At 57.9% G+C, this 25,135-nt stretch carries 18 protein-coding genes; 5 read left to right on the top strand and 13 right to left on the bottom strand.

The genetic code is table 11. The annotated features are described in order from the left end of the window. From RHM55_RS25215 to tssA, 11 genes are all read right to left on the bottom strand, one after another. Positions 1–951 carry a pentapeptide repeat-containing protein gene (locus RHM55_RS25215; protein ID WP_322178837.1) on the bottom strand — a complete coding sequence of 317 codons (951 nt, stop codon included), beginning with the start codon at positions 949–951 and terminating at the stop codon, positions 1–3. Further along, complete coding sequence (locus RHM55_RS25210; RefSeq protein ID WP_322178836.1) at positions 944–3,553, bottom strand: DUF2169 family type VI secretion system accessory protein; 2,610 nt, start codon at positions 3,551–3,553, stop codon at positions 944–946. The genes RHM55_RS25215 and RHM55_RS25210 overlap by 8 nt, the downstream gene beginning before the upstream one ends. 33 nt (positions 3,554–3,586) lie before the next feature. After that, the gene (locus RHM55_RS25205) at positions 3,587–6,208 is read right to left on the bottom strand and encodes a type VI secretion system Vgr family protein (protein WP_322178835.1); all 2,622 of its coding nucleotides are present in this window, start codon (positions 6,206–6,208) and stop codon (positions 3,587–3,589) included. A gap of 36 nt (positions 6,209–6,244) precedes the next feature. Continuing rightward, the gene (gene tssH / locus RHM55_RS25200) at positions 6,245–8,977 is read right to left on the bottom strand and encodes a type VI secretion system ATPase TssH (protein ID WP_322178834.1); all 2,733 of its coding nucleotides are present in this window, start codon (positions 8,975–8,977) and stop codon (positions 6,245–6,247) included. Further along, a complete protein-coding gene (tssG, locus tag RHM55_RS25195; protein WP_322178833.1) occupies positions 8,978–9,985 on the bottom strand; it encodes a type VI secretion system baseplate subunit TssG in 1,008 nt (335 codons plus the stop codon). After that, positions 9,949–11,664 (bottom strand): type VI secretion system baseplate subunit TssF, encoded by a 1,716-nt coding sequence (gene tssF / locus RHM55_RS25190; RefSeq protein WP_322178832.1) that lies wholly within the window; start codon positions 11,662–11,664, stop codon positions 9,949–9,951. The genes tssG and tssF overlap by 37 nt, the downstream gene beginning before the upstream one ends. Positions 11,665–11,667: 3 nt before the next feature. Next, positions 11,668–12,087, bottom strand: a complete 420-nt coding sequence (gene tssE, locus RHM55_RS25185) for a type VI secretion system baseplate subunit TssE (protein WP_322178831.1) — start codon at positions 12,085–12,087, stop codon at positions 11,668–11,670. Positions 12,088–12,158: 71 nt separating this feature from the next. Then, positions 12,159–12,647 (bottom strand): Hcp family type VI secretion system effector, encoded by a 489-nt coding sequence (locus RHM55_RS25180; protein WP_322178830.1) that lies wholly within the window; start codon positions 12,645–12,647, stop codon positions 12,159–12,161. A 160-nt stretch (positions 12,648–12,807) separates the two neighbouring features. After that, positions 12,808–14,292 carry a type VI secretion system contractile sheath large subunit gene (tssC, locus tag RHM55_RS25175; protein ID WP_322178829.1) on the bottom strand — a complete coding sequence of 495 codons (1,485 nt, stop codon included), beginning with the start codon at positions 14,290–14,292 and terminating at the stop codon, positions 12,808–12,810. Positions 14,293–14,295: 3 nt separating this feature from the next. After that, positions 14,296–14,793: a type VI secretion system contractile sheath small subunit gene (gene tssB, locus RHM55_RS25170; RefSeq protein ID WP_219060056.1), complete on the bottom strand. Its 498-nt coding sequence runs from the start codon at positions 14,791–14,793 to the stop codon at positions 14,296–14,298. A 99-nt stretch (positions 14,794–14,892) separates the two neighbouring features. After that, positions 14,893–16,446, bottom strand: a complete 1,554-nt coding sequence (tssA, locus tag RHM55_RS25165; RefSeq protein ID WP_322178828.1) for a type VI secretion system protein TssA — start codon at positions 16,444–16,446, stop codon at positions 14,893–14,895. 638 nt (positions 16,447–17,084) lie between these two features. Between tssA and RHM55_RS25160 the strand changes: the two genes are divergently transcribed. Next, the gene (locus RHM55_RS25160; RefSeq protein WP_322178827.1) at positions 17,085–18,104 is read left to right on the top strand and encodes a helix-turn-helix domain-containing protein; all 1,020 of its coding nucleotides are present in this window, start codon (positions 17,085–17,087) and stop codon (positions 18,102–18,104) included. Positions 18,105–18,183: 79 nt separating this feature from the next. On the opposite strand, the gene RHM55_RS25155 is transcribed toward RHM55_RS25160, so the two are convergent. Beyond that, on the bottom strand, positions 18,184–18,744 hold the full coding sequence (locus tag RHM55_RS25155; RefSeq protein WP_322178826.1) for a nitroreductase family protein: 561 nt from the start codon (positions 18,742–18,744) through the stop codon (positions 18,184–18,186). Between the two features lie 342 nt (positions 18,745–19,086). On the opposite strand from RHM55_RS25155, the gene RHM55_RS25150 reads away from it, so the two are divergent. Genes RHM55_RS25150 through RHM55_RS25140 form a run of 3 tightly spaced genes read left to right on the top strand, consistent with a single transcriptional unit; the run spans position 19,087 to position 23,515 of the window. Next, positions 19,087–19,905, top strand: coding sequence for a polysaccharide deacetylase family protein (locus tag RHM55_RS25150; RefSeq protein WP_322178825.1), 819 nt, complete (start codon positions 19,087–19,089; stop codon positions 19,903–19,905). Beyond that, complete coding sequence (locus RHM55_RS25145; protein WP_322178824.1) at positions 19,902–21,173, top strand: putative glycoside hydrolase; 1,272 nt, start codon at positions 19,902–19,904, stop codon at positions 21,171–21,173. The genes RHM55_RS25150 and RHM55_RS25145 overlap by 4 nt, the downstream gene beginning before the upstream one ends. Beyond that, on the top strand, positions 21,125–23,515 hold the full coding sequence (locus tag RHM55_RS25140) for a serine hydrolase (protein WP_322178823.1): 2,391 nt from the start codon (positions 21,125–21,127) through the stop codon (positions 23,513–23,515). The genes RHM55_RS25145 and RHM55_RS25140 overlap by 49 nt, the downstream gene beginning before the upstream one ends. Before the next feature lie 155 nt (positions 23,516–23,670). Here the strand turns inward: RHM55_RS25140 and RHM55_RS25135 are convergent, their stop codons facing one another. Then, positions 23,671–24,174, bottom strand: coding sequence for an ABC transporter permease (locus RHM55_RS25135; RefSeq protein ID WP_322178822.1), 504 nt, complete (start codon positions 24,172–24,174; stop codon positions 23,671–23,673). Between the two features lie 90 nt (positions 24,175–24,264). Here RHM55_RS25135 and RHM55_RS25130 point away from each other — a divergent pair, with 90 nt between their 5' ends. Further along, positions 24,265–24,390 (top strand): LysR family transcriptional regulator, encoded by a 126-nt coding sequence (locus RHM55_RS25130; RefSeq protein ID WP_322183108.1) that lies wholly within the window; start codon positions 24,265–24,267, stop codon positions 24,388–24,390. Positions 24,391–25,135 lie beyond the last annotated feature (745 nt).

Below are 25,135 nucleotides of genomic sequence, written 5' to 3'. Positions count from 1 at the left end.
CTATAGGGTTGGTAGCCAGTGTTGCGCCGCCAGGCGCTCGCTGTCTTCGGGACGGATGGCGTCTAAGTTGGCACCGCGCCAGTCACAATGGGCGAGGTCGGCGCCGTGAAAGTCGGCACCGTTGAGGTTGGCGTCGATGAAGCTTGCCTTCGGCGCATGAAGCTCCTCGCACAGCGCATACTCAAGCGAAGCCCTGGACAACATTGCATCGGATAAATCGGCGTTATTGAGACACGCCATGTTCAGACTGGCCTCAGTGAAATCGGCACCTGACATCTGCGCATTGGAAAAAATAGCTTTGTCCAGGCGTGCGCCTTTGAACACCACTCGTTGACCCTGGCTCTGGTAGAAAGACGCTGACTGGGCATCGCACCCCGTGAAATCCGCATCCGTCAGCGTCGAACGATCAAAGGCGCATTGATGGAGGACAATTGCGGCGAAACGCGCCCGCTCCAGCAGACAATTGATAAAGCGTGTCTGTGACCAGCGAGTTTGAGCGGTTTGCAGATCAGTCAGGGTGCACGTGTCCCACTGACTGGACTCCATGGTTGCCTCGTTGAAACGCGCGCGGGCAAATACGCTCTCGATCACCGACAGACCCTTGATTCTGGTCTTGCGCAAATCCAAGTCATTGCCACAGCAGCGCAGCCATAGACCATGATCCAGTCGGGCACCTAGCAGGCTCGCCCCGTTTAACGTGCAATCGGTCAGCATTGAGTCCGTAAACGTACAGTCGTCGAATTGCGCTGCGGACAATTCGCTGGATATCCACGAACAGCCGTCAAGATGCGCCTGGGAAAAGATGGCCCCACGCGCATTGACCCGCTCAAAACGGGCATTGCGAAGATCAATTGCGCGGTAGTTTCCGCCTTCCAGATCAAGGCCCACTAACGGTTCATGATCCGCGACCAGCATTTGCAACTGGTCAGCTGTCAATGTTTGCTTAGACATGGGCGAGATCCTCTTTCAGACGACACCGCCCTAGCAGAACTCGATCCAGTACAACGTCCTTGCCACGGACCGCTTCGGTCACGACACCGAATAGATTGCTACCGGTCAGGTCCGCTGCGTCCAGTTGCACTTTACGTAACCGCGCCTCCATCAGATTTGCTCCTTGCCAACGGACCTGCCTGAGATCACTGCCGGTGAAGTCAGCCTGTACCGCGTTCAGGTGGTAACCGTCGCTGTCTCGCAGATCGCAGCGACTGATAAGCGCCTTCTTCAGAGTCGTGCCTTTTAAACTGGCCCCCCGTAGATTCACGCCTTGAAAACTGGCCCGCTGTAATTGCGCAGCATCCAGGCAGATACCGGACAACTGGCAACTTTGATCAAGGCGAAAATTAGCTGCCTTCACGGCTTTGGCATCCACTGCAGTGCCGGTCACTTGCGACCAGGACGCTTGCTCAAGATCGGCGCCAGAAACCTGCAAACAGTCCACCGCGCAGGCATGCAGGCTGGATTTTGACAGGTCGGCTTCAACGGCACTCACCGCCGTCAGCGTGCAGGTGTGAAAGCTTGCACCGGCCAGTCCGGCACGGGTGAAGTCGGCGTTGTCCAATGCACAGTCGACGAACTGTGCTTGAGGCAGGATGGCCGCTGTAAATTGTGTTCGCAGGAGGCTGCATCCGGTGGCGTAAAGTTCACTAATCCTCGCGCCACTGAACTTCGCGTCGTCAATATTGCAATGTTGGAAGAACGCACCTTTCAGGTGTGCTTCGCACATATTGACCCGGGTTAGATCACAATCGATGAATACTCCATCATTCATCGCGGCACCGTTCAGCTTTGCATCCTTGAGTTGGCAACGTTCAAAATACACGCCGCTCAAAACTGCGCCGCTCATGTCGACGCCAGAAAGATCAATATCCAGAAAGCGCTGTCCGATCAACGATTGTGAGGCCGAGTGAGCGGCCTCCAAAAGCTCGCGAGTCCAACTAACAGCAGGTAAGGTCGATAGAACCTCAGGCAAATACTCAGTTCCCCCAGTTAGTTGCGAGGTCATTTCAGCGATTGCACGAGTGATTTCAGCTTCCACCGATTTGGCTTGGGTAAGCCCTTCTTCAATTTTGGCTTGATATTCAGCCTTTTTAGCGGTCGACAGGGGCAGTCGAGAAACCATCGAGAACGCATTAAATTGTTGGCCCGCAGCTGTGCTATCAGCAGAAGCTGCCTGACCATAAATCGATTCAGCGCTACGGTTCATGCGCTTGGCGATTTGCTCAACATAAAGGTGCGCCCGTTCGAGCGCTGCTGCGACCGATGCGCGAAGATCAGCCTCAAGTGCGACCGCATCGAAAATCGGGACCGGCGCTATCTCGCCTCGCCTTATGGCGGCGGCAAAACCAGGGCGAGCCGGAGGCGGATACTGTGACGGGTCAAATGGATGCCCCAAACGACTGGCAATTTTCTTTGCTGACTCGATGCCTTGTTGATGCATATTAGCGACTTCTGCATAAATTATATTTGCATCCGCCTCAAGTGCGCTCAAGATAACTTCGTCATCAACTGGCAGTGAAACCATTGCTGCCTGGAGGGGTTCGACCTCGGCTTGTGGCCACAGTTTGTCGACCCATTCTTCCTTACTCAGAATCGGGTCGTTGCGCCGCTCACATCCCACACCCAACGCTGCGATGTCTTGCGCATCGGTTTCGTGAAGCGGCAATTGTGCTCGGTACAGCAGCAACTGATATTCCTCGTTTGGAAACAGCCAGACGGTGTCCAGGTCGAGTAATACCTCAGTAATATTCAGCGCCGAGTCCGCATGCTCGACAAACAACCGGGGCCTTAGCCCGGGCAGCGTCCCCGTCAATTCTGGAAATCGGGCGTGCATACCAATCACCGACCATGCCTCATCCCCTCGCCAGTATTGATTGTGGCATTGATCCTCAGCGACTTCGTTGAACCAGCGCACGTCGGTATCCGCCGGCAACCATGGAGCACCGTCAGCCTGCCACCGCTCATCAACCGTCCCGATGAATGAACGGCGTTCTGAGCATTGAGGCGGTAGCGGCAGAAAACTGGCCAGCGGTAGACGCTCTAGAGGGCTTCGAAGTCCTGGTAAAGGATATTCGATTTGGGCCAGCGCGCTACCGGCAATCCGATCCGGTTCGTCTACGTAACCCACTCCATCAGGATTATCTGAGAAACCAGCGCCCCCGAATGCGTGTTCAAAATCCAGCGCGACAGCATCAAGCCGAGCCGTCGCAACGCCACTCCAGCCCGTCAATTCGCGCCTCCACACTCGAGAAGGGAAAACGTGAAGGGTTTTGTCGCAAGACCCTATTCGAACGCGGACAGCCATACCATCGCGTTGCTTTTCGTTAAGCGAAAAAGCAAGCCCATGAACGGCAAAAGTGCCGACGCTTTTTTTTAATCCATGATCAAAAGGTTTACCTGAAAATCGTGAGTTGATCCACTCAACACAAGCCTCGGTAGATAACGGGTTTCCGCTGGCATCAATCAAGATGCAAACAGTGGCTACCAGATACGGCACCTTCAGAGCCTGGTAGCGGGCGGTCAACAAAAGACAATGCTCATCCAGCTTATAGTTCATATACGGCGTCCTCGGAGAATGAATGCCGCACGGTCAGGGAGCTGGAGTTATCGCTGCCAACGCCCGAACAATCTGGGCCGCGTTATTTTCAGCCGCTGCGGCCGCATTAATTGTTTTGGCCGCCGCCTCTGTTGCTTTTTGCACAAGACCAGCGGCTTTCATGGCCGCTATCATCGCAACTTCCTCTACCACTACACTCGGAACAAACGGAACACCTTGTTTGGAGGTCAGGCTTTTGAACGATAAACATGCGATCTGTGTAGCGCTTATCGACTTGCCCACCTTGAGAAGCTCCGTCGTGCAGTTTTTGAAAATACCCGTATTGGAAACAACAAGACTGCCATTGATATTGACATCGGCATTAATAGAAACCGGAATCGCTGAGTTAATGGATATCCCGGACGGTGTTAACGAAATACTGTGCGGCCCGCAGCTAAAAGTGACCAAGGCCGTTGTGTTATGAACGTGGGTACCTGTCGTTACCGTAGAATTCACTGATAACTTCGCTTCATTGACGTGGGATTTCTGAGCGTTGAGCACTTTTTCCGCCCTCGCCGCAAGTAACTCTTCACATCCATGTTTAAACTTTTTTACTCCCGGATGTAGCGTGTATGTCGTTTTGGGTCCGGCAATACTGACGGCAACCTCCCATCCCATGACACTCAAGCTTTGCTTCAGCAAACCTATCGACGCAGAGGTCTGCTCCAGCGTCGCCTCCATTTTTATTGACCAAGACGGCGTAAACGTCGCAGTCGGTGCGATCTGATAATCCTGGAATCTCCCGGTGTGCGAAAAAGCAGGAAAGACGTCATGCGATTTTGCTGATGCCGCCGGCTTCGTGGATGTGGATGTGGAATCAGTCGCGGGAGGGGCGTCACTCTGCTTACTTTGCGAGCCATTTGACGAAACGCTGAATCCGCCTCCCATGCTATGAGAGTACATGTCGGAGACTTCGTGCTTGTACGAGTTGGATGCCAACCGCATATGATTATCGGTTTGCAGATGAGCACCGCTGACATTGCCCTCACCCAGGGTCAATTTAGTATTGCCGATGGGGGCTCCCATACTCATCATCGGCCCTGATGCACTGTCTTCCATCGCCAGATAATGACCACCCGGTGTGTTAATGCCACTTTGTGTCGCATTGGCCATCGTGACTCGCGCTGGGTTTTCCGAGTTGGGTACGCTGCCGGTGATAACGGGCCGATCAGGGTCCCCCCCCAGGAAAGACACCAGCACTTCCGTGCCCTTTAATAACGGAAATGCCATGCCATGACTTGATCCATTGGATATCGTCGCCATGCGCAACCAGGCCGAGCCACGGTTGGCGTTCTTTGCGCCGCGAATAAACGGAAAGCTGACTTTGTAGCAACCCTTATCGTTAAGCAGTGGGCGACCGGTGTCTTCATCACCATCCACTACCGCACTGAGCACACCCTGCACATAAGGCCGGGGCGTGACACAGAGTGCACGGAATTGCACATCGCCGGGCAAGGCGATAAAACGGGTGTTGATGCCCTGCCCCGGACCTTCACCCTCCGAGCCCAGGCCCGGCAACGGCTGATAACCCTCATGGTGAACTTCAATAACTTGATAACCGGCATTGAACATCGGACGCGGATGGCCCACTAACAGCATAGGATAGCCTGCGCGCAACCCCGTGGCTCGACCGGCGCCATGAAACTCCCGTTGACGACAACCGATGGCCTGGGCGCGTCGATTGGCCAACCATTGCCCCTGTTCGAGGGAACCGAAGTGCTCGCCATATAGCCCTTGCCCGCCGATAAATACAGGCGAACTCGATACCGCCGTGCGTTGTTCGAGTGAGGCATCTGCCCCAAGGCTGGCACTTGCCACCGAGGCGTTGACCTCTAACTTCAACTGCGCGTTGGTCGCGGAAAAGTCCTGTAGCGTGACTCCCGCCGCTTGCCGGACCAGCTTGCGCTCGAAGCTACGGGCTACCGCCAGGACCCGGCCTACATCCAGTTCCGAATCTTGACGACGATAGGTCAGAAGACTGGGGAGTTGCGGCTGGTAAAGCCTGTCGCCACACAGCACCAGCGCCTCTCCGTCAGGCCCTTGTTCAAAGAAGTAATACACACCGAAATATTCAAGAAGACGTGAAATAAAGGCGAAACTCGTTTCTTCGAACTGGCAGGTAAAAGTCGCCTGTGTCAGCGGATCATCAGCCAGAGGCAGGCGGATATCGAAGTCATAAGCCGAACCGGGCAAACCGTTGATACCCGGCCCTTCGACATTCAGATCAGCCAGCTTGAGCACGTCGCGAATCAGTTCCGGCAGGCTTTTGTCCAGCCAGATTTCGGAAAAGCGGAAATGACGCAACTGCACAAAGCGCGGTTCCAGCACCACACGGTAGTAGTAATAAAGGGAATCGGCGTCGAGATAATCGACCTCCGTTACCATGCCCTGATAGGGGTGCGGCAAACCCAATGCATCACTCAGGGTCAATACCGCTCGGTTGCCAAGTAGCGCTTCGTCATCGAACAAGGGATTGATCGTGGCCAGCCGAACCTCGAAACGATACGGCTGAGAGAGCTTTTCCTCGCCCTGCCACTGCTGCACCCACAACGTTTCTAGCAACAGCGAGGGTGCAAGGCTGGCGAAAGTACAGAGCGCGTGATCATTGAGAGCCATCAATCAATCCTTGTTCTTCAGTAGGTAAACGAGCGGTCACTCTAGGGTTTCAAGCAGCGCTTCACCCTCGGGTAAAGACCTGATCGCATCGGCCTCTACCTGGGTAATCACCCACTCCCCGCCACCACCCACCGCCACATGTAGCCCGGCCAGCGGGCGCTGATCGGCAATCGCCCCCAGCAACACGTCGGACAAACGCGGCGTCAGGCTTTTGCGCAGAATGAAGTCGATGTTGCGCGCTCCGCTCTCCACTTCTGTGCAGCGTGCGGCGATGGCGTCGGCGACCTCCTCCGAAAACGTCAGGCGTACTTTCGACGAGGCCAGCAGGCGCTCGCTGAGCCGGCCCAGCTTGAGGCGCACGATGCCTGCCAGTTGCTCGCTGCCCAAGGTGAAAAACGGCACGATGGTCATGCGCGCCAACAACGCAGGTTTGAAATGGCGGGACAGGGTCGGCCGGATCTTTTCCGCCAGGGTGTCCGGGTCTGGACGCCCATCGATGCACAGGTTCTGGATTTCTTCGGTGGCCAGGTTACTGGTCAGCAGCACCACCGTGTTGGAGAAGTCGATCTGCCGTCCTTCGCCGTCGGACAGGCTGCCCTTGTCGAAGACCTGATAGAAAATGTTCACCACGTCCAGGTGGGCTTTCTCCACTTCATCGAGCAGCACCACCGAATACGGACGCTTGCGCACCGCCTCAGTCAACATGCCGCCTTCGCCGAAACCGACATAACCGGCAGGCGAACCCACCAGACGGCTGACGGTGTGCTTCTCCTGGTACTCGCTCATATTTACCGAGATCATCGCCTGCTCGCCGCCGAACAAGTGTTCGGCCACGGCCAAGGCGGTTTCGGTCTTGCCGACACCCGATGGACCGACCAGCAGGAATACTCCCAAAGGCTGTTGCGGATCGCGCAGGCCGGATTGCGCGGCCTTAAGGATTTCCGCGATCTGTTCGACGGCAGTGTCCTGACCGCGAATGCGCGTCTTGATGTTATCGGCCAAGGCCAGCACACCACCCGCAGCGTCGCGCAGCACTTTGCCCAGCGGCACGCCGGTCCAGTCGGAGACGACCTTGGCAATCGCATCCGGATTGACTTCGGTGAACAGCAGCGGTTCGTCACCTTGCAGCGCAGCCAGCGCCTCGCGGGCCTGATCCAGCTCGGCCTGACGTTCGCCCAGCGATGCCAGTACCTGAGCAGCTTCGCCCTCAGCCAGTGTCGGCAGATCCTGTTCTTTCAGGGTCAGCTGCTTACGGGCTTCGAGAACGCGTACCGCTGCATCACGCTCGGCCAGCCAGCGGGCTTCCAGCACGGCACGCCTGTCGTCAATGTCAGCCTGTTCGTCTGCGATATCTGACAGGCGCAGGTCTTCCACAGGGAAACCGTTGGCGCGGTCGCGCTCCAGTGCGTTCAGCTCGCGAGCCAGACCGGACAACTGCCGCTCCATGCGCTCCAACTCGGCAGGCTTGATGCCCAGGCCGATCCGCACCCGAGCGCTGGCGGTGTCGAGCAAGTCTACGGCCTTGTCCGGTAGCAAGCGCCCGGTGATGTAGCGATCCGACAATTCGGCGGCGGCAACGATAGCGTCATCACGCACGCTGACACCGTGGACTTTTTCGTAATGACCCTTGAGACCACGCAAGATCAGCACGGCGGTTTTGACACTCGGCTCATCCAGTTTGACCAGTTGAAAACGGCGCGCCAAGGCTGGGTCTTTCTCGAAGTACTTTTTGTATTCCGACCAGGTCGTGGCGGCGATGGTGCGCAACTCGCCACGGGCCAATGCGGGCTTGAGCAGGTTGGCCGCATCGGACCCCCCTGCCGCGCCGCCAGCACCGATCAGCATGTGTGCTTCGTCGATGAACAGGATCACCGGCGTGGTAGATGCCTTTATCTCTTCGATGACGCCACACAGGCGGTTTTCGAACTCGCCCTTGACGCTGGCGCCCGCTTCCAGCGCACCCAGATCGAGGCTCAGCAGGCGGGTATTTTTAAGAAAGTCCGGCACTTCGTTCTGGCTGATCAATAACGCCAGGCCTTCGACCACGGCGGACTTGCCCACACCGGGTTCGCCCACGGCGATAGGGTTGTTTTTACGGCGTCGGGCAAGGATGTCGATCATCTGACGAATCTCATCATCGCGGCCGAAAATCGGGTCGATGCGCCCCGCCGCTGCCTTGGCGGTAAGGTCTTCGCAAAAGCGACCGATATTGTCTTCAGCGGCGGGCGCGATACCGCCTGCACTGGCGACCGAAGAAGACCCCAAGCCGGATTGCAGACTGTCCAGCGGACCTTCACTGGAGCCGCCCAACAGGTGGGAAAATTCAGCCGTCAGGGCATCGGCGGAAATGGGCTTGAGCATTTCGCCGTAACGAGTGCCGGCGGTGTAGTAACCCAGACGGGAAATCAGCGCCAGCAGCAGCGAGCCACCGCGAATCCGCCCGGTGCCGACCACCAGCGAGGCAATCAGCCAGGCATCCTGAATCCACTCAGTGAGCAGGCTGGCGAACACCGGCCGCCCGGGATTACCGTTTTTCAGCTGCGCCAGGCCGTCGTCAAGCAGCGCGCGCAGGCGCATCGGATCGATTTCGAATCGCGTAAGGATGCGCGTCACATCGGCATTCGGATCTTCCAGCAACTGACGCAGCATGTGCTCCAGGGAAATCTCGTAATGAGTGCGCGCCAGGGTCAGGCCCGCCGCGTTCTCCAGGGCCTTGGTGCTGTAAACATTGAGCCTTGCGAACAGCGGTTTGAGTTCTACCTGAATCATCTATCGAGCCCTCTCTTCGAGCATTGGTCCGTGTTCGGCCGTAAGCATGAATACAACGTCGTCCTGTGTGTCGCCGTCACCCAGCCAGGTATCGAGGCCGAGCCGCTGCCAGCCGCCCCCCAGCGAAGCGCATTGCTGCTCATCTGCAGCAAGACGCATGACCAATCGGCTGCGTAGCGGCGTCTGCAGGTACAACGCCACCAACCGTTCGAGCTTTTGATAAAGCGCTTGCCCTGGCAGCAACCCGTGAAAACGCTCGGCACTCAGTGAGTCCAGGCGGATATCCAGCGTGCCACTGCGGTCCATGACCTCTCGACCGAGCAGGCTGTTTTCGCCTAATACACCGCACTGCATTCCCAGGTAAGTGCGCGCCGGACGGTCAATGCGCAGACGCGTCTCGACACAGGGCACCACTTCCACCGGCACATCTTCGAGCACCGCCTTGACCAACTGTTGCAGGCCGAGGGCCGAGCGCGGGTGCTGGTTGAATAAACCGGCATAACGCAGCAGATCGACGGATTGATCCCGTTGCTCGGGACGCGCATCCGCAATGCCGATCAATGCCTGTAGCTGGCGCAGGCTCTTGACGTCCCGTCGCTCGGTAATATCAATCCAGATCCGGTGCTTTTCCCAAGCCCGAAACAGCAGTGGGTAAAGCGCGGCATGCAGGATGTCGAGAAAGTCGCGCCCCGCTGAATGGCCCTGCAGTTGCTCGTCGATCAGGTCTTCGGTGTAAAACGTCGGCAACGGCGAGGTGACGCCATACAGGCCAAAAAAGTTGGCCTCTATCCGATAGCGGCCATCTTCGCTTTGCTCGATACGCTCGATATCCCGTTGGGGAAATCCAAGCCCTAGCCGTGGCCGGACCCGCACGTTCTCGACGAAATCTTTTTCGCTCGGGAAACGCAATCGCAACAGGCGCAAGGCCTGGAAAAAACCATAGTCGCCGCCGTCATCGAGCAGCGGATCGATCACAGCAGGCGTTGGTGCCCGATCTTCGCTGGCCATTTCAAGGTCTCATGGTTGACGCTGTCGAACAGCGTGAAAGCGGTAAAGCTATTAATAGCTGTACAGCCAGCGAAAAATTCATCGAGCACGCAACCGAACATGTAGAAATTGCCTGGACTCAGGAAGTGGTCGCCCCGGCACTCGACCCGGACCACGCTGCCTTCAATGGGCAGCCCGCGAATGAAACGGCGCTCGTGGGTAACCGTGACGTTTTCGATAGCATCGATTCGCCGCTCGTTGGCGTCCTGGGCGCCTTCGCCGACGCTAGGCAGATAGAGCGACAGCAGGCCTCGCAGGTAGTCGCGATCAGCCAGGCGGAAGTGATTGGCATTGAGCTGCGAAAGCATGCGCCACAACAGTTTGTCGTCGAACTTGGGAGGCTGGCACGGAGTAATACTGCGAATGCTCTTGAATTCGACCCTGGGTGGCGTGTTGTCGGTGGGCTGATTCAAATCACCCAGACGCAAGCTTTCCGGCAACTTGCCATTGGTACACAGCAAACCGATGGACAGCGTCATCTCGCCAGGCACTTTGCCTTCGCGGTAGGGCAGGCTCAAATAATGGTCATAGCCGTGAGCGTCGATAGTCGACTGTCGGATTCGCAAGTTGTAGGTATCACGCTGCGAGAACGTATTGAACGGCTCCAACTGCCGCTCGCCCCCTGCGGCAGAATAAGCGCTGACCTTGAGCACCGAATGAATTCGCATGCTCATGCGTTGGCCATGATCGGCGGGCTGGATGCGGTAGTCGACTTGCTTGTGGTCGATGCGCAACGGGTGCGCTTCCTGGGCAAACAGGTTGATCGCTGGGGTTACCCCCATCATGAAACTGTTGGCGGACAGATTCGGCGTCCAGTCCGGCAAGCTCTCGAACATCAGACGTACGCTGAATCGGCCGTCCTTGCCCCTGACACGCCACTGTTTGAAACCGGAAAGCTCGACGAAAAGAAACTTCTCGGGCAGCGCGAAGTACTCCTGCAAGCAGCGATAGGCAGGATGGGCGGTGTCGGGAAAAGGCAGCAAGACATTGCTCGCATCGAACCCCAGGCCACGTAAATGCCTGGCTGGCAGCAACGTCATGGGCTGCCCTTGCGCACAGATACGAATCTCACGCAGGTTGAGCTGCAGCAGACGCAACAACTTGCAGCCATCCACCAAGCCATCGCCGAGATAGAAACGCAGGGTGTCAGCGTGCCAGTCATCTGGATCGGCGGTGGTGAAAGCGAAATCCAGGACCAGACTGCGTTCTTCACCGGCACCGCCATCCCAGCGTGTACCGATCAGTTGCAGCGGTTCGAGGTCTACCGCCGAAGTGCTGCGAAAGCGCACCCGCTGTCCATCGACAGGCACCGAGGCGACCTCGCATCCGGCATCGATACGCGTGGCTTGTTGTAACGGCCCGCGGGGCTGGAATTGAAGCAGTGTCAGGCAGGGCAATGGCTGCAGATAATGTGGATAAAGCAGCTGCGCCAGCTCTTGAATGAACTCGGGAAACTCGTCGTCCAGCCGTTGGCGAACCATCCCGGTGAGAAAGGCGACACCTTCGAGCAAGCGCTCGACATCCGGATCATTGGCCGAGTCCACACCCAACAGCGGTGCCAGGGCCGGGTTGCTACGGGCAAACTCATCGGCCAGGCGGCGCAGGTGGTTGAGTTCACTTTGATAATGGTTGTTGAGCATGACTTAGTGCATCGCCAGGGAAACGCGGCCGTCCGAAGACACACGCGTTGCCAGGTGAATGGGAATGTCCCGATCATCAATCGCCACCAGGCCTTCAAGGCTGAAGCTCAGCGACAACACTTCCTGAGCGCCTTCGGCGACCAGAATGCGCGGCGACTTCAACCGAGGCTCGTAGCGGGCGATCATGCGAGTCATGTTCTCAATTATTTGCGTGGTCTCGCCGGTCGCAAACGAACCGGCCAGATTGGTGAAATCGGGTACGCCAAAATCGGCGTCGATTGGCACGCTGCCGCGCCGGGTGTTCAAGATGCGTTGCAGGTGCTGAACGATTGACTGCGTAAGCACTTCCGCCTGGGTCAGGTGCGTGCGGCCGGTTTCAACCTGCAAGCCCGTGATGCGTTCCAGCAATCGTTTTTCTCTCAACGCCGTGTACCTTCTGAAATTGAAAGAACACCGCCCTGAACCAGGGCGGTGAAGGATGACTCAGGCTTTGCTTACGCTTTTGGCGCCAGCCACGAATCTTCGGCTTCGATGCCGTCCGGCACCCAGGTCCAGACGATTTTTTCGTAAGTGATGCCGATGTCTTCCATGTGGCCCATTTGCTTGAACTCAGGGCTCAATACGTTGGGTACCCAGGTACGGGCCGAAACAAGCACTGCGTTGCTCAGGGTGATGGTGTAGTACTTTTCTTCCGTGCCTTTGGGCGAGATGCGATAGAACTCAAGCACAACGGACTTGAGTTGTTCGCCGGAGGTCAGGGCTTGCAGCAGCTTCGGCGAAGCCTTGTCGATCTCTTTGGTCAGGGTCATGCCCTGGTGAACACGCTTGCCTGCGGGCAAGCCGGTCTGCGGGTTCTTGGGAATATCGATCAGGTGTTCAACGGCTTGTACGAGGATCATCCCTTCGTGGCCGGTAACACTGCTTGAACCTTCGATCTTGCCTTGGTTCTGGCCTTCGATACTCAGGTAGCATGGCATTGGCATAACGTGTACTCCGGGTTTAATCAGTTAGTTTTCAGGCACCGATCAGAACGTGTGGCCCTGTGTCGTTGCGTTGAATCCATCTTATGGAACCCCCGAGGCGATGACCCTCGGGTGAACACCTGAACGAACGACATTTAAGTCATTCGTTCGCTCTGCCAAATCAGCTCTTGTCGAGCTTGCCGACCAGCGACAACGTGAAAGAAGCGCCCATGTACTTGAAGTGCGGACGAACCTTCAACCCTACGCGGTACCAGCCTGGATCGCCGTCAACGTCGCTGACGGTAATGTCGGCCTGACGCAATGGACGGCGGCTGCGTACACCGGCCGCAGGGTTATCCATGTCGGCCACGTACTGACGAATCCAGGTGTTGAGTTCAGATTCCAAGTCACCACGCTCTTTCCAGGTACCGATGTTTTCGCGCTGAATGACCTTGATGTAGTGCGCCAGGCGGCTGACCACGAAGATGTATGGCAGCTGGGTGCCGAGCTTGTAGTTCAGCTCAGCTTCCTTGCCTTCTTTGTCATTGCCGAAAAACTTGGGCTTCTGGCACGAGTTGGCGGAAAAGAACGCCGCGTTATCGGTGTTCTTGCGCATGGTCAGCGCGATGAAACCTTGCTCGGCCAGCTCGAACTCGCGGCGCTCGGAGATGAGCACTTCGGTCGGAATTTTGGTCTGGGTTTCACCCATGGCTTCATAGTTGTAGATCGGCAAGTCGCCGACCGTGCCCCCGCCCTGCGGACCGATCACGTTGGCGCACCAACGGTACTGGGCAAAGCTGTCAGACAAGCGGCTGGCAAACGCAAACGCGGCGTTGCCCCACAGGAAATCGTTGTTACCACCACTGACGCTTTCGTTGTAACGGAAGGTCTTGGCCGGAACAGTGTCCTCGCCGTAAGGCGTGCGCAGCAAAAAGTGCGGCAAGGTCAGACCGACAAAACGGGCATCATCGCTTTCACGGAACGCGTTCCACTTGGTGAACTGCGGGCCTTCAAAGACCGCTTGCAGATCCTTCAGATTGGGCAAGTCCGCAAAGCTGTCGATACCAAAGAACTGTGGGCCAGCCGAGGCAATGAATGGCGTATGGGACATGGCCGAAATGGAGGCGACCGATTGCAGGAGCTTCATGTCCTGCGCGCCGGGATTGAACTCGTAGTTACCGATGATGGAGCCGAACGGCTGACCACCGAACTGGCCAAACTCAGCGGTGTACACCGCCTTGTACAGACCCGAGCGGGTGATTTCAGGAGCATCTTCGAAATCTTCGAGCAACTTTTCCTTGGAGACGCTAAGAATCTCCAGCTTGTTGTTCTCACGGAAATCCGTACGGTCGACCAGAAACTTCAGCGAGCGCCATGACGACTCAAGCTTCTGAAACTTCTCGTTGTGAATGATGGCGTCGACCTGACGGCAAAGCTTGGCGTCCAGTGTGGCGATCATGTCGTCGATCAGCCCCGCGCTGACTTTCTCGGTCTGCCTTGCCGGTTCGAGCAGCTCGGTGACGAAGGCTTCGAGTCCCTGACGGGTAACCGCATAAGCTTCATCGCCCGGCTTGACGCGGGCGGCTTCTACCAACTGATCCAGCAACGAAACGGACTCGACCGCTTGACCAGTGCTGCTCGCGGCCTGACTTTTTTCTTCACTCATGGGTTATTCCTTGTCCTTTACGCCGAGTTCCGAGAGCAGGCGCTCGCGGGCACCGTCATCGTTCATCAGGGCCTGAAGTTGCTTGCGAAATTCCGGCAGGTTGCCCATCGGGCCTTTGAGCGCCTTGAGCGAGTCACGCAGGGCAATCAGCTGCTGCAGCTCAGGAACCTGGGCAACGATGGCATCGGGCTCGAAGTCGCGAATGGACTGGAAAGTGAGCGACACAGGAATCTGCTCGTCTTCCGGGGCGTTCTCCGCCAGACGATTGGGCACCGCCAACTGCAGGCTCAGGTTTTGCCCCTTGAGCACATCGGTGAAGTTGTCTTTGTCAACGCGGATCGGCTTGAGGTCTTCAACCGGCGTGTCGTCTTCACGCAAGGTGAAGTCACCGATAACCAGTTGCTTCAGAGGCAGCTCAACCTGCTCTTGGGCGCCACCGGTGTCGGAGCTGTACACAATGTTGACGCGTTCTTTAGGCGCGACTGAACCTTCACTAGCCATTTAATCTCACTCCTGTTTAGCGGGCTCGCTCAACGCAGCCGTTAGAAAACCCATGGCATTGATATGCGTATGTCTGTCAGGTATCGCGTATTGCTGAACTCAACTTGCCTGTGGACTGGCCAGACGCCAGAAAGCGGGCAAATCCATGGCGGCCAACTGCTGCGCCCATACCGTTTTTGAACCGCCATCCTCTTGAACCAACGCCAGTTCCAATAAAGGCCGAACCAGATCCGGTTCCCAACGATCCAACCCCTGCTCCGTTGCTTCTTGCAGCAATACATCCAGGGCCACTCGCAACTGGGCACGGGGCTCGAAACGGTGCAGCAACTCGCATTGGGCACGGCGCAAACGGAACCGGTCGCGGCCACTGCCGGCCTCGCGCAGGCTCGCTTGCAGGCTGGCCAATGCATCGTTCAGACGTCCGTCAGCGGCTTCTCGCCCTGCACCGTCAATCAGCGTTTGCACAGCATCCCCAGCCCCAGCGCTGACCGCCGGGGCCAACCCTTCGAGCCAGCTACGCGTTGCCCCATCGGCGAACGGCTGACCGTCGGCGAAGGTGAGTTCGACCAGCGACGGCAGGCGTGCCAGAAAATGCCGAGTCTCCAGGGAAAGGCTCGCAAGCCCGGCCAGGGAGCCTGAGCCGAGGCGCGAAAGCGCTGCATGACTGGCTCGATTAAGGTCAAGCCAAAATGGATACGTGTTCAGCCGGCCTTCGCAAAAACGCACAATATCCAGCGGCTCGCCAGCGCTCTGCAACCGGCTGAAACTCTGCAGTTCGGCTTCCGAAGGTGGAGGAATACGTGTGGTGTTGCCTTGCGCGGGCGGAGCCTGCTGCAAGGTGGTCCAGGCCGACTGTCGGTTCAGGCGAAACAGCAACGGCAACGTCGGACGAGCGTCGAGACAAAATGCTACCAGCGGCGTTAACGACGCAAACACAGCGTCTACGGCGCTCTCAATCGCCTCATCGTTTTCAAAGCTGTCCAATACATGGACCGGAGCAAGCGTCGGCGGTGCCTTGCCGGGTACCGAAGTAGACTGCGGAACCGGTACTGCCACGGCGATAGACTCGACCGGCTGAACAGGCTCAGGCGCAACAAATGCTGGCTCGACGCTGGCCTGCACGGGCAGTTGTGACAACCGTCGACGCAACGCAAAGAAACTCGGACCGTCAGCGTCCTTGTCGCGCCAAAAACGATCGATGGCGTCCCAGTTTTCGAGCAAGACAGCCAACTGATCGCCAGGCACCGGTTCGAAGCTTTCTTCGACCTTCGCCGTGAGCCATTCGAGCATCCATTCGGCCTGGTTACGCCGAGCACGCAATCGGGCTGGTGGTGGCGTCAACGTGTCCCAGTACTGCTCGAGCATTTCGCGCAGTACGTGTACCCCGGTCGCAAGGCCAGCTATACCGTTGAGCGTGGTCCAGGCACACAACAACCAGACCGCAGCATTGAAATCCTTGCCTTCCTCGCGAAGAACTTTTGCGCAGGTGTCAGCCACTTTCTGCCAGTCCACTCCGGATTCGGCATGAATATTGGTCAGCTTTTCAACTTCAATTTGCGCCAGCGAAAAGGCAGCGCCTTCTCGAGGATTGGCGCCAGCCGGACTGGCCACGCTGATCGCAAACGAACCCAACTCCTGATCGAGACAACTCATCCGTCATTCCTGCTACATCGATATGCCGCTTGATACACCGTCATGCACGCAAAAGAACTTTGCTGTCGATGCCCAGATCACTGCTGCACTTAAGGCATTATTTCCAATGACTAATTAATCAAATAGATGTCAACTCACTCGACCCAACGCCCCATTAAGAGCGTGCGATGGCCGCCGACTAAACCGCCGGACAAGAATGCGCTGACACCCCCGTCGGCAACATCAGGTGAACACCTGAATTGATCTGCGCCGCGTCTTTAACAGCGCACCACCGAAGAGCAAAAAAAGACTGTCGCCCTTATTCAGTGCAAAAAAAACACCTGACAAACTCAAATAAAAATAACTGTTTTAAAATACGAACCTGCACGGAACTTATCAGGCTTTTTTTGTACAGCTTGACCGTGCGTTGCAGTTTTTGAACTATTTTTAGCCTATGCGGTATCCCCTATACCGTATGAGTAGCATGGGGTTCCTGTAGCGAAAGCGGAAAAACTTTCATAGCGCTGAAAAAAAGCAGGTACGCACGGGTCCGTACAGCGATAATGGCTGCCTAAATGAAACCTCGGCCTACATTCAATGGGCGCCATTCCGGTCCGGTTATCGATGCAAACCTTGATCTACTGGTCAGCAGTGAAGTTATGAACAGTCTCGCGTCAACTCAATCGCTTCAACTCCCATTCGGTGCACGCCAGGCTCCCGATCACTTCAATGTCAGCGCGGAGCCAGTCTCCAATCAGTTTTTGGCCTGGCGCCGTCGGGTTGGGCACGTCATTGACGCACTGCCCTCGTCCAAGTCAGTCGAGTCACCTTTTAACGGCTGTATCGATCGTTATACGTTAGGGGCTCGACTGTTCACCGATTGCTCGAGTGACGCCTTGCTGCTTGATCGCTCGGTCGCACGCATCTCGACGGACAGCGTCCGGGATTACGTTTTCCAAGTGTTCACCGAGGGCGGTATTGACTCTATTCAGGGCGGTGGCCTTGAAAGCCGCAACCCCGTTCAGGCCAGCATTGTCGCCATGGACATGAACCAACCGATAAGAATGCACCGAAGCCATTGTCGGGTACTGACATTCTTCGTACCGCGACCGATAGTGGACGCCGCGCTACCACACGCAGAGTCGATCCATGGCCGCGTCTTCGCCAATACAACACCACTTACCCAACTGATGATCGAGCATGTCGCGACACTCTCGAAACGTCTGCCAAACATGAATCCAAATCAAGCAACGACAGCGTTCGATATCGGCATTCAGTTAATGCTCGGCGCATTTGCCAAACAGGCCAAACTGGGGGGCAACGTCAGGGCGGCGGCGCGTAGCGCAATGTTCGACAAAGCCAGACGCTATGTGCAAGACAACCTGTATCAACCCTGGTTGACACCGGAGAGCGTTCTGTCGGCGGTACAATTGCAACGCCATACGCTGTATCGGCTGTTCCAGCATGAGGGCGGATTGGGCCGCTACATCCGTAATTGCCGACTGCGTGAAGCAGCAGACGAATTGGTGCGATACCCCAATCGGCAGGTTATTGAAATCGCTTACAGCCTGGGCTTCAAAAGCGCCTCGGACTTTACCCGCGCTTTCAGCCGCAGTTATGGCATGTCCCCGCAGGACCATCGCATCATGGCTGCACAGCGAAAGTGTGAGCCTGTATAAGGCAGCAGCATAGCCACTGCCTGAAGCACTTAGTGATGCGACCTATTGACGGGAACGACCCCATAACGCGTCGCCCTGGTCAGCCAATCCAGCGGACCTCTGGCTCCTTGTGCTTAACGGGGACAGGCACGGATTTCGGGTGGCCAACAATGATTGGCGCAACCGGCTTCCACTCGGCGGGAAGACCAAGTGCATGCTTCCCCTCCGGTGTATTAAGAAAACTTTGGGCGAAACCGATCCAACAGGTGCCTAGCCCTTCAGCGTACGCGGCGAGCATCAGATTCTCGGCAGCCAATGCGCAGTCTTCGACGACCCACTGACCTTGCGTGTTCCCCGAAATCAAGATGAGTGCCGGCGCGTGGTAGAAGATCTGGAAATTTGGATCATTGAGCATTGAATGAAAGTGCTCGGACTGGGTTGCTGCGGGCATCGTCGCGAGCATGCAGGCCTTCGCTTCGCGCGAGACTCGATCCAGCAGTCCTTGATCGCGTATCACCGTGAACGTCCACGGTTGTTGGTTTACCGCGCTGGGCGCATGGGCTGCGGCGTTAATCAATCGACGAATGATTTGTTCATCAACGGGTTCTATCGTGTACTCCCGTGTCGAGCGGCGCCCCAAAATCGCGTCGTTGATATTCATGCTGGCAAGCCTCAAATAGTGTCGTTTCACAACGTCGCCCGCCAACGACGATTCAACATTGATTTAGATCAAATCAAGGCGGGACCAGCCTCTCCCCTCGTTTCGTCTAGCACTCGCGCCAACCTGAGCGGCTCCACGTTGCGCGACATTGATCTGCATCAGAAGGACGATGCGCGTTCAACGCACACTGGATACGCCTCGCTCTCGCGAGACACGCAACGCGGGTGAAAATGACTCACGCAGGAGTACAGATATGTACGAAAAAACCATGGCGTGTATCGACGGTAGTCCCGCGTTCCGCCCGATCCTGCTGGCGCCAACCACGGACCCCGGGTTGCTTATATGAGCCGCTTGATCCGGCTTTTGGTGTACACCGTGCTGGTGTGCATCTGCGAGCTTGCCTGGGGATCGGACGAAGCTGCTCAGAGCGCCGAATCGCGCGTCACAATCCTCGTTTACCACCGTTTTTCGGAGACGGCGGACGACTCCATGACCGTCCGCATGAGCACCTTCGAAACCCAGTTACGTGTCCTGCGCGAGCATGGCTACCACATCGTGCCGCTGCGCGAGGTGGTCGGCTGGCTGCGGGATCCCAATGCGACGTTACCGCCGAAGCCAGTGGCGATCACCGTCGACGACGGGCATCGTTCGGTATTCGACAAACTGCTGCCCGTCGTGTTGCGCGAGCGGTTTCCGGTCACGCTGTTTATCTATCCATCGGCGATCTCGAACGCGTCCTATGCGCTGACCTGGGAGCAATTGCGTACATTGAGACAGACCGGGCTCATTGACATCCAGTCGCATACGTTCTGGCATCCCAATTTCAACGTCGAGCGCCGACACCGTACGCCGGCGGATTTCCAGCAATTCGTCCGCACACAACTCGACAAATCGCGTCAACGTATCGAGTCGCAAACCGGTGCCCATGTCGACATGCTCGCGTGGCCGTTCGGCATCTACGACGACGAGTTGATCGCGCTCGCCTCCGAAGAGGGTTACACAGTCGCCGTCACACTGGAGGCGCACAAGGCAGACCGGCACGCGCGGCTGCTCGCATTGCCACGTTTTCTGATGACCGATGCCTACGGCACAAGGGCGTTCGCGCACTTGCTCGGCGAACCGGACTCACTGCCGATGCCCGCAGCGGGGAACGCACGATGACCTTCATCCGCGTATTCAGGCGACACGCGATCCCGGCGCTGCTGGCCGTCACTGCCCTGCTGACCGAGCAAGGCGCCCTGGCCGTCACCGGTGTCGTGCTCGACTCGAGTACGCGAAATCCACTTGCCGGCGCGATCATCACGACGTCGGCCGGTGTGACGCGAACCGACGAACACGGCCGGTTCGAGACCGCTCACTCGGCCGAGAGCGTCGCGGCCCGCGCCCCAGGGTATCTGCGTACCGAGGCCAAAGTGTCCGGTGAAACGCCCGTGATGCTCACGCTGACCCCGTTTCGCCCGAAAGCGGTCTATCTGTCGGTGTTCGGCGTGACCAGCGCGACTCTGCGCAACAAGGCCGTCAGCCTTGCTGACAGCACCGTGATCAATGCACTCGTCATCGACGTCAAGGGCGACCGCGGCCTGACGCCCTATCGCAGTGCGGCGCGCGAGGCAATTGGCGCGGCGGCCCGAGTAACCACGCGCGCAGCACAGGAACAGGACTTTCCGGCGCTGCTTGCCAGGCTGCATACGCAACACCTGTATTTGATCGCACGCATCGTGGTACTCAAGGACGACCCACTGGCCGACGCGCATCCGGAGTGGAGCGTGCACACCGCAGAAGGCACGCCGTGGCGTGATCGCGAGAACCTGCAATGGATGGATCCGTTTTCGCACGACGTATGGCAGCACAATCTCGATGTCGCCGAGGAGGCGGCACGGATGGGCTTCGACGAGGTCCAGTTCGACTATGTGCGCTTTCCCGACAAGAGCGGGCTACGCTTTGCCCTGCCGAACACTCGGGCCAACCGGACTGCGGCAATCGTCGGCTTCCTGCAGGCCGCACGCACACGGCTAGCGCCCTACAACGTATTCGTTTCCGCAGACATCTTCGGCTACGTCTGCTGGAATCTCGACGATACCGCGATCGGCCAGCAAATCGAATTGCTAGGCGAGCCGCTCGACTATATTTCGCCAATGCTGTACCCGTCCGGTTTCACCTGGGGGCTGCCGGGCTTAACCAACCCGATCACTGATCCCGGTCAGATCGTCAGGCGCTCCCTGGCGGAGGCGGTGCATCGCACCCATCTACCGGGCGTGCGTTTTCGTCCGTGGCTACAGGCCTTTCGCGACTATGCGTTCGACCATCGCCTGTTTGACGCGGCGGCGATCAGTGCCCAGATAACCGCTGCCGACGCAGCTGGCACCAATGGATGGATGTTATGGAACCCGCGCAATCACTACGACGCCGCCGATTTGCCGCTCCGTTGATCGGTGCGCTGAAGCGCTGGGCGATACTGGTTGGAATGGCGACGGCGGTGCAGATCGCGAGCGCCGCCGATTTCGATACGGCGGCGCGCCTGCAAGCCGCACAGATCGTCGAGGGACAGATCGCCGCCGGACGCGTTCCGGGTGCCGTCGTCCTGATTGGGGACGCCACGCACGTGCTCTATCGCCAAGCCTTTGGACAACGCGCGACGAGGCCCGACCCCGAGCCGATGACGCTGAGCACCGAATTCGATCTCGCGTCGCTGACCAAGGTCATCGCGACCACCACGGCAATCATGCAACTGGCCGAAGCACACCGCATCGACCTAGACGTACCTGTTGTGCAGTATTGGCCCGCTTTTGCGGCGAACGGCAAAGACGCGGTGACGGTGCGTCACCTGCTTGCGCACACCTCAGGGCTGCTGCCAGACCTGCCTGCGCGGCCACGGCATCCGGGCCGCGAAGGCGTATTGAGCGCTATCGCTGCGCAGCGTCTACGCAGCGCACCAGGCGAACGCGTCATCTACAGTGATCTGAATTTCGTGGTGCTCGGCGAACTGGTCGAGCGCATCACCCACCTTCCGCTCGACGCGTATTGCCGGGCTCACATCTTCGGACCGCTCGGTATGCGCGACACGGTCTTTGTGCCGAACGCAGGGCAAGTGGCACGCAGTGCGCCGACGATCGCCAACAAGGCCGGCATCCGCCGCGGCCGCGTGCACGATCCGACGGCCCAATGGATGGGCGGCGTATCCGGCAACGCCGGGCTGTTTTCCACGGCGGACGACCTCGCCCGCTTCGCGCAGATGATGCTGAACGAGGGGCGCGCGGGTACCCAGCAGATTCTGCGACCAGCGAGCATCGCCGCGCTCGCGGCTGCCGCCTCGCCACTCGCGACCGCGCCGTGGCGCGGCCTCGGCTGGGATCTGACGGCACCGTTCGCGCCGAACCATGACCGCCTGCCGCCGATTGGCATCATCGGCCACACCGGATACACCGGCACGGGCCTGTGGATCGATCTGGTGACGCGCCAATTCATCGTCATCCTGACCAACCGCGTATACCCCGACGACAGCGGCGACGCGCGCCCGCTTCGTGCGCAGTTGCTCGCGCTGCTGACAAGCCGGGCCGCGTCGGCGAACGTCGCGCAAATCGGCCGGTTGCTGCCGTCGGCATTGCCAGCGCTGCGTGCCGCCGATCGCCTGCCAACCTCGACGGGGCCGGTGCAGACCGGCATCGATGTGCTCGAGGCGCAGCGGTTTGCACCGCTCGCTGGCATGCGCGTGGGCTTGATCACCAATCGCAGCGGCTTCGACGCCGAGGGCAGGCGCACCATCGACGTACTCGCGCACGCGCCAGGCGTCAGGCTGGCAGCGCTGTTCTCGCCTGAACATGGGCTGAACATCGACATGGACGAGCGAGTCGGCGACACACTCGACACGGCGACGGGCCTTACCGTACACAGTCTCTATGGCGCGGCGCGGCGCTTCCCGACCAGTTCGCTTTACGGACTGGATGCGCTGATCTTCGACATTCAGGATGCCGGCGTGCGCTTCTTCACCTATGAGACGACACTTGGCTACGCTCTCGAGGCCGCAGCGGCGCGTGGCATTCCGCTGTTCGTGCTGGATCGGCCCGATCCGCTCGGTGCGCAGCGATTCGGCGGACCGGTACTGGACAGCCGCCACGAATCGTTCACCGGCTATTTCCCTGCGCCGCTGCAGCCCGGCATGACGATCGGCGAGCTGGCGAGTCTTTTCAACCGCAACAAGCACATTGGTGCAGATCTGCGCGTCGTGCCGATGCAGGGGTACCGACGCACGATGGCCTTCGCAGACACCGGTCTCGGTTGGGTGCCGCTATCGCCGAACCTGCGCACGCTGCCCCAGCTCGATCTATACCCGGATGTCGGTTTGCTCGAAGGCGCGAATCTGAGTGTGGGTCGTGGCACACCGCATCCGTTCGAGTGGATCGGCGCACCGTGGATCGACGCGGCTCGGCTCGCACACACGCTGAATGCGCTTGACGTCGGCGCGCATTTCGAGCCGCTCGACTTCGTCCCCACCGAGTCAACCTGGCACGGTCAGCTCTGCCATGGCGTGAGCATCGCTCGTGACGCAGTGCCAGCGCGACGTCCCATAGCGAGCCTGGGATTGGCGCTGCTTGCCACACTGCACGCGCTCTATCCCGACACGTTCAATCTTACTGCGACCCGCGATTCGATCGGCTCGCAAACAGTGTGGCAAGCGATTCGTGACGGTGCTGCGCCTGACGCCGCGCAAGCGCTCGACTCAGCACCGCTTGAGCGCTTCGCGCGACTACGGCAGGAAAATTTGCGTTATTGACTTCGACACTGTGCGCAACCCGTGCAGCCTGTAGTCAACGTCGACACCCTAGCAATAGCGGTGCACTCGCAACGCGTATGCCCAGTCCGTAGATCAAGCGAACCACATTGGCTCGACCGGCTCGAAATCAATACTGAGAGGTTTACCCACCAAGGCTAGCGAGCCAACCCTGGGTAGAGCCTGGAGGCCAGCAGCAAAAGAATGGCAAAAACAAACAGCATCACCGAAAAACTCGTACTCACAGCATAAACACTGTTGCCGCCGACAATCATGGCCCCGCGCAACGCGTCCACCAAATAGGTCAGCGGGTTGCCCACCGCAATGGCTTTCAACCAACCAGGCATCAGTTCCAATGGATAAATAGCATTCGACGCAAAAAAAAGCGGCATGGTCAATACCTGGCCGATCCCCATAAAACGCTCACGGGTTTTGACGATGCAAGCAATGACCAGAGAAAAGGTCGAAAAAATACAGGAGCCGACGAACACACCCGCGGCAACGGTGAAAATCGGCAGCAACTCCCATCTGATTTCCACCTGCAAAGCGATAGCTATCAGATAGACCACGATAGCTTGCACCAGCCCGCGGAGACCGGCGGCAAAAGCCTTGACGAAGGCGGCGGAGTCATAGCCTTTGTCTGTCAAGGCTGCATCGGACATAAAGCCGTCAACCTGGGCTGCTTGGGTGGAGAACCCAAGGGTGAAAAGTCACTGACCCAAGCGGCCGTGGCACTCGACGTACCGCAATCAATGATCAGCCGTCATATTTCCCAACTGGAACGTGAATGCGGAGTGAAGCTATTCAATCACTCCTGCGCGAAGACGATGTATCGGCTTCGGAAGAGTCGGTACTGGTGCAGCCCAAACTCATGCTGAGTCGGCCGTGCGCAAGCGTCTGGCCACGGCATCAACGCCAATCTCGTGCGCAAATGGATACCGCTTTACCGCGACGTTGACGGTAAAAACCTGCCGGCTTTTATTCCGTTGAACATGGAGCCAATCGCTCCCACCCTCGGCACACTAAGCACCTTCCATCAACCATCCTCTTCATTCTCCTCTTCTTCGCCCTTCCCCTGCGCTTCCTAGGTCACGGGCACTTCCTCACAGTCCTGTTGCCAAAGTCGGTTCGGGTTGTTAGCAACTTGTCGCGACCGGCAGCAACCGGCCGATTCTGTTAAAACGCCAACCTTGGCTTCCACGGCAGAAAATACGCGCCTGAGATTGAAATCCTTACTTTTGGCAGAGGCTACCCGGGCTCAGATTTCACATAGCAGCGTGCAAAAATGGCGTTTTCACCAGCCAATATCCGAGCAGTTTGATCGGTCCGACTTTGTAAACACAACAGGCCAAAGCAGACTGTATTACACAAAGAACCTTGAACACGAAAATCCCCCGACACACGCACCACCGACAACGCTCAACGGATGGTGTAAGGCTCCGTTTGCAGCTTCGGGCCACCTTCGTTGTCTGTTTCCTGATTTACGTATGCAGGTGTCCCACTATTACTACGGTATCGCATCGAACGTGGTGCATGACGCACGATTTTTTACCAACGCCTGGGACACGAACTCGTCAGACAAAACCCAGGCACAATGTTACCGACTGGGCAAAAACGAAGATA

The sequence above is a fragment of the Pseudomonas sp. MH9.2 genome, from assembly GCF_034353875.1.
In the GTDB taxonomy this organism is placed as follows: domain Bacteria; phylum Pseudomonadota; class Gammaproteobacteria; order Pseudomonadales; family Pseudomonadaceae; genus Aquipseudomonas.
This window is presented reverse-complemented; position numbering and strand designations above follow the sequence as displayed.

Bases quoted from the DNA above. Each gene is read 5' to 3' on its own strand.
- tssA (WP_322178828.1), bottom strand. From the start codon at position 16,446: ATGAGTTGTCTCGATCAGGAGTTGGGTTCGTTTGCGATCAGCGTGGCC.
- RHM55_RS25205 (WP_322178835.1), bottom strand. From the start codon at position 6,208: ATGGCTCTCAATGATCACGCGCTCTGTACTTTCGCCAGCCTTGCACCC.
- RHM55_RS25155 (WP_322178826.1), bottom strand. From the start codon at position 18,744: ATGAATATCAACGACGCGATTTTGGGGCGCCGCTCGACACGGGAGTAC.
- tssB (WP_219060056.1), bottom strand. From the start codon at position 14,793: ATGGCTAGTGAAGGTTCAGTCGCGCCTAAAGAACGCGTCAACATTGTG.
- RHM55_RS25180 (WP_322178830.1), bottom strand. From the start codon at position 12,647: ATGCCAATGCCATGCTACCTGAGTATCGAAGGCCAGAACCAAGGCAAG.
- RHM55_RS25135 (WP_322178822.1), bottom strand. From the start codon at position 24,174: ATGTCCGATGCAGCCTTGACAGACAAAGGCTATGACTCCGCCGCCTTC.
- RHM55_RS25145 (WP_322178824.1), top strand. From the start codon at position 19,902: ATGACCTTCATCCGCGTATTCAGGCGACACGCGATCCCGGCGCTGCTG.
- RHM55_RS25215 (WP_322178837.1), bottom strand. From the start codon at position 951: ATGTCTAAGCAAACATTGACAGCTGACCAGTTGCAAATGCTGGTCGCG.
- tssG (WP_322178833.1), bottom strand. From the start codon at position 9,985: ATGGCCAGCGAAGATCGGGCACCAACGCCTGCTGTGATCGATCCGCTG.
- RHM55_RS25160 (WP_322178827.1), top strand. From the start codon at position 17,085: ATGAACAGTCTCGCGTCAACTCAATCGCTTCAACTCCCATTCGGTGCA.
- tssF (WP_322178832.1), bottom strand. From the start codon at position 11,664: ATGCTCAACAACCATTATCAAAGTGAACTCAACCACCTGCGCCGCCTG.
- RHM55_RS25210 (WP_322178836.1), bottom strand. From the start codon at position 3,553: ATGAACTATAAGCTGGATGAGCATTGTCTTTTGTTGACCGCCCGCTAC.
- tssC (WP_322178829.1), bottom strand. From the start codon at position 14,292: ATGAGTGAAGAAAAAAGTCAGGCCGCGAGCAGCACTGGTCAAGCGGTC.
- RHM55_RS25130 (WP_322183108.1), top strand. From the start codon at position 24,265: ATGATCAGCCGTCATATTTCCCAACTGGAACGTGAATGCGGAGTGAAG.
- RHM55_RS25140 (WP_322178823.1), top strand. From the start codon at position 21,125: ATGGAACCCGCGCAATCACTACGACGCCGCCGATTTGCCGCTCCGTTG.
- RHM55_RS25150 (WP_322178825.1), top strand. From the start codon at position 19,087: ATGAGCCGCTTGATCCGGCTTTTGGTGTACACCGTGCTGGTGTGCATC.
- tssH (WP_322178834.1), bottom strand. From the start codon at position 8,977: ATGATTCAGGTAGAACTCAAACCGCTGTTCGCAAGGCTCAATGTTTAC.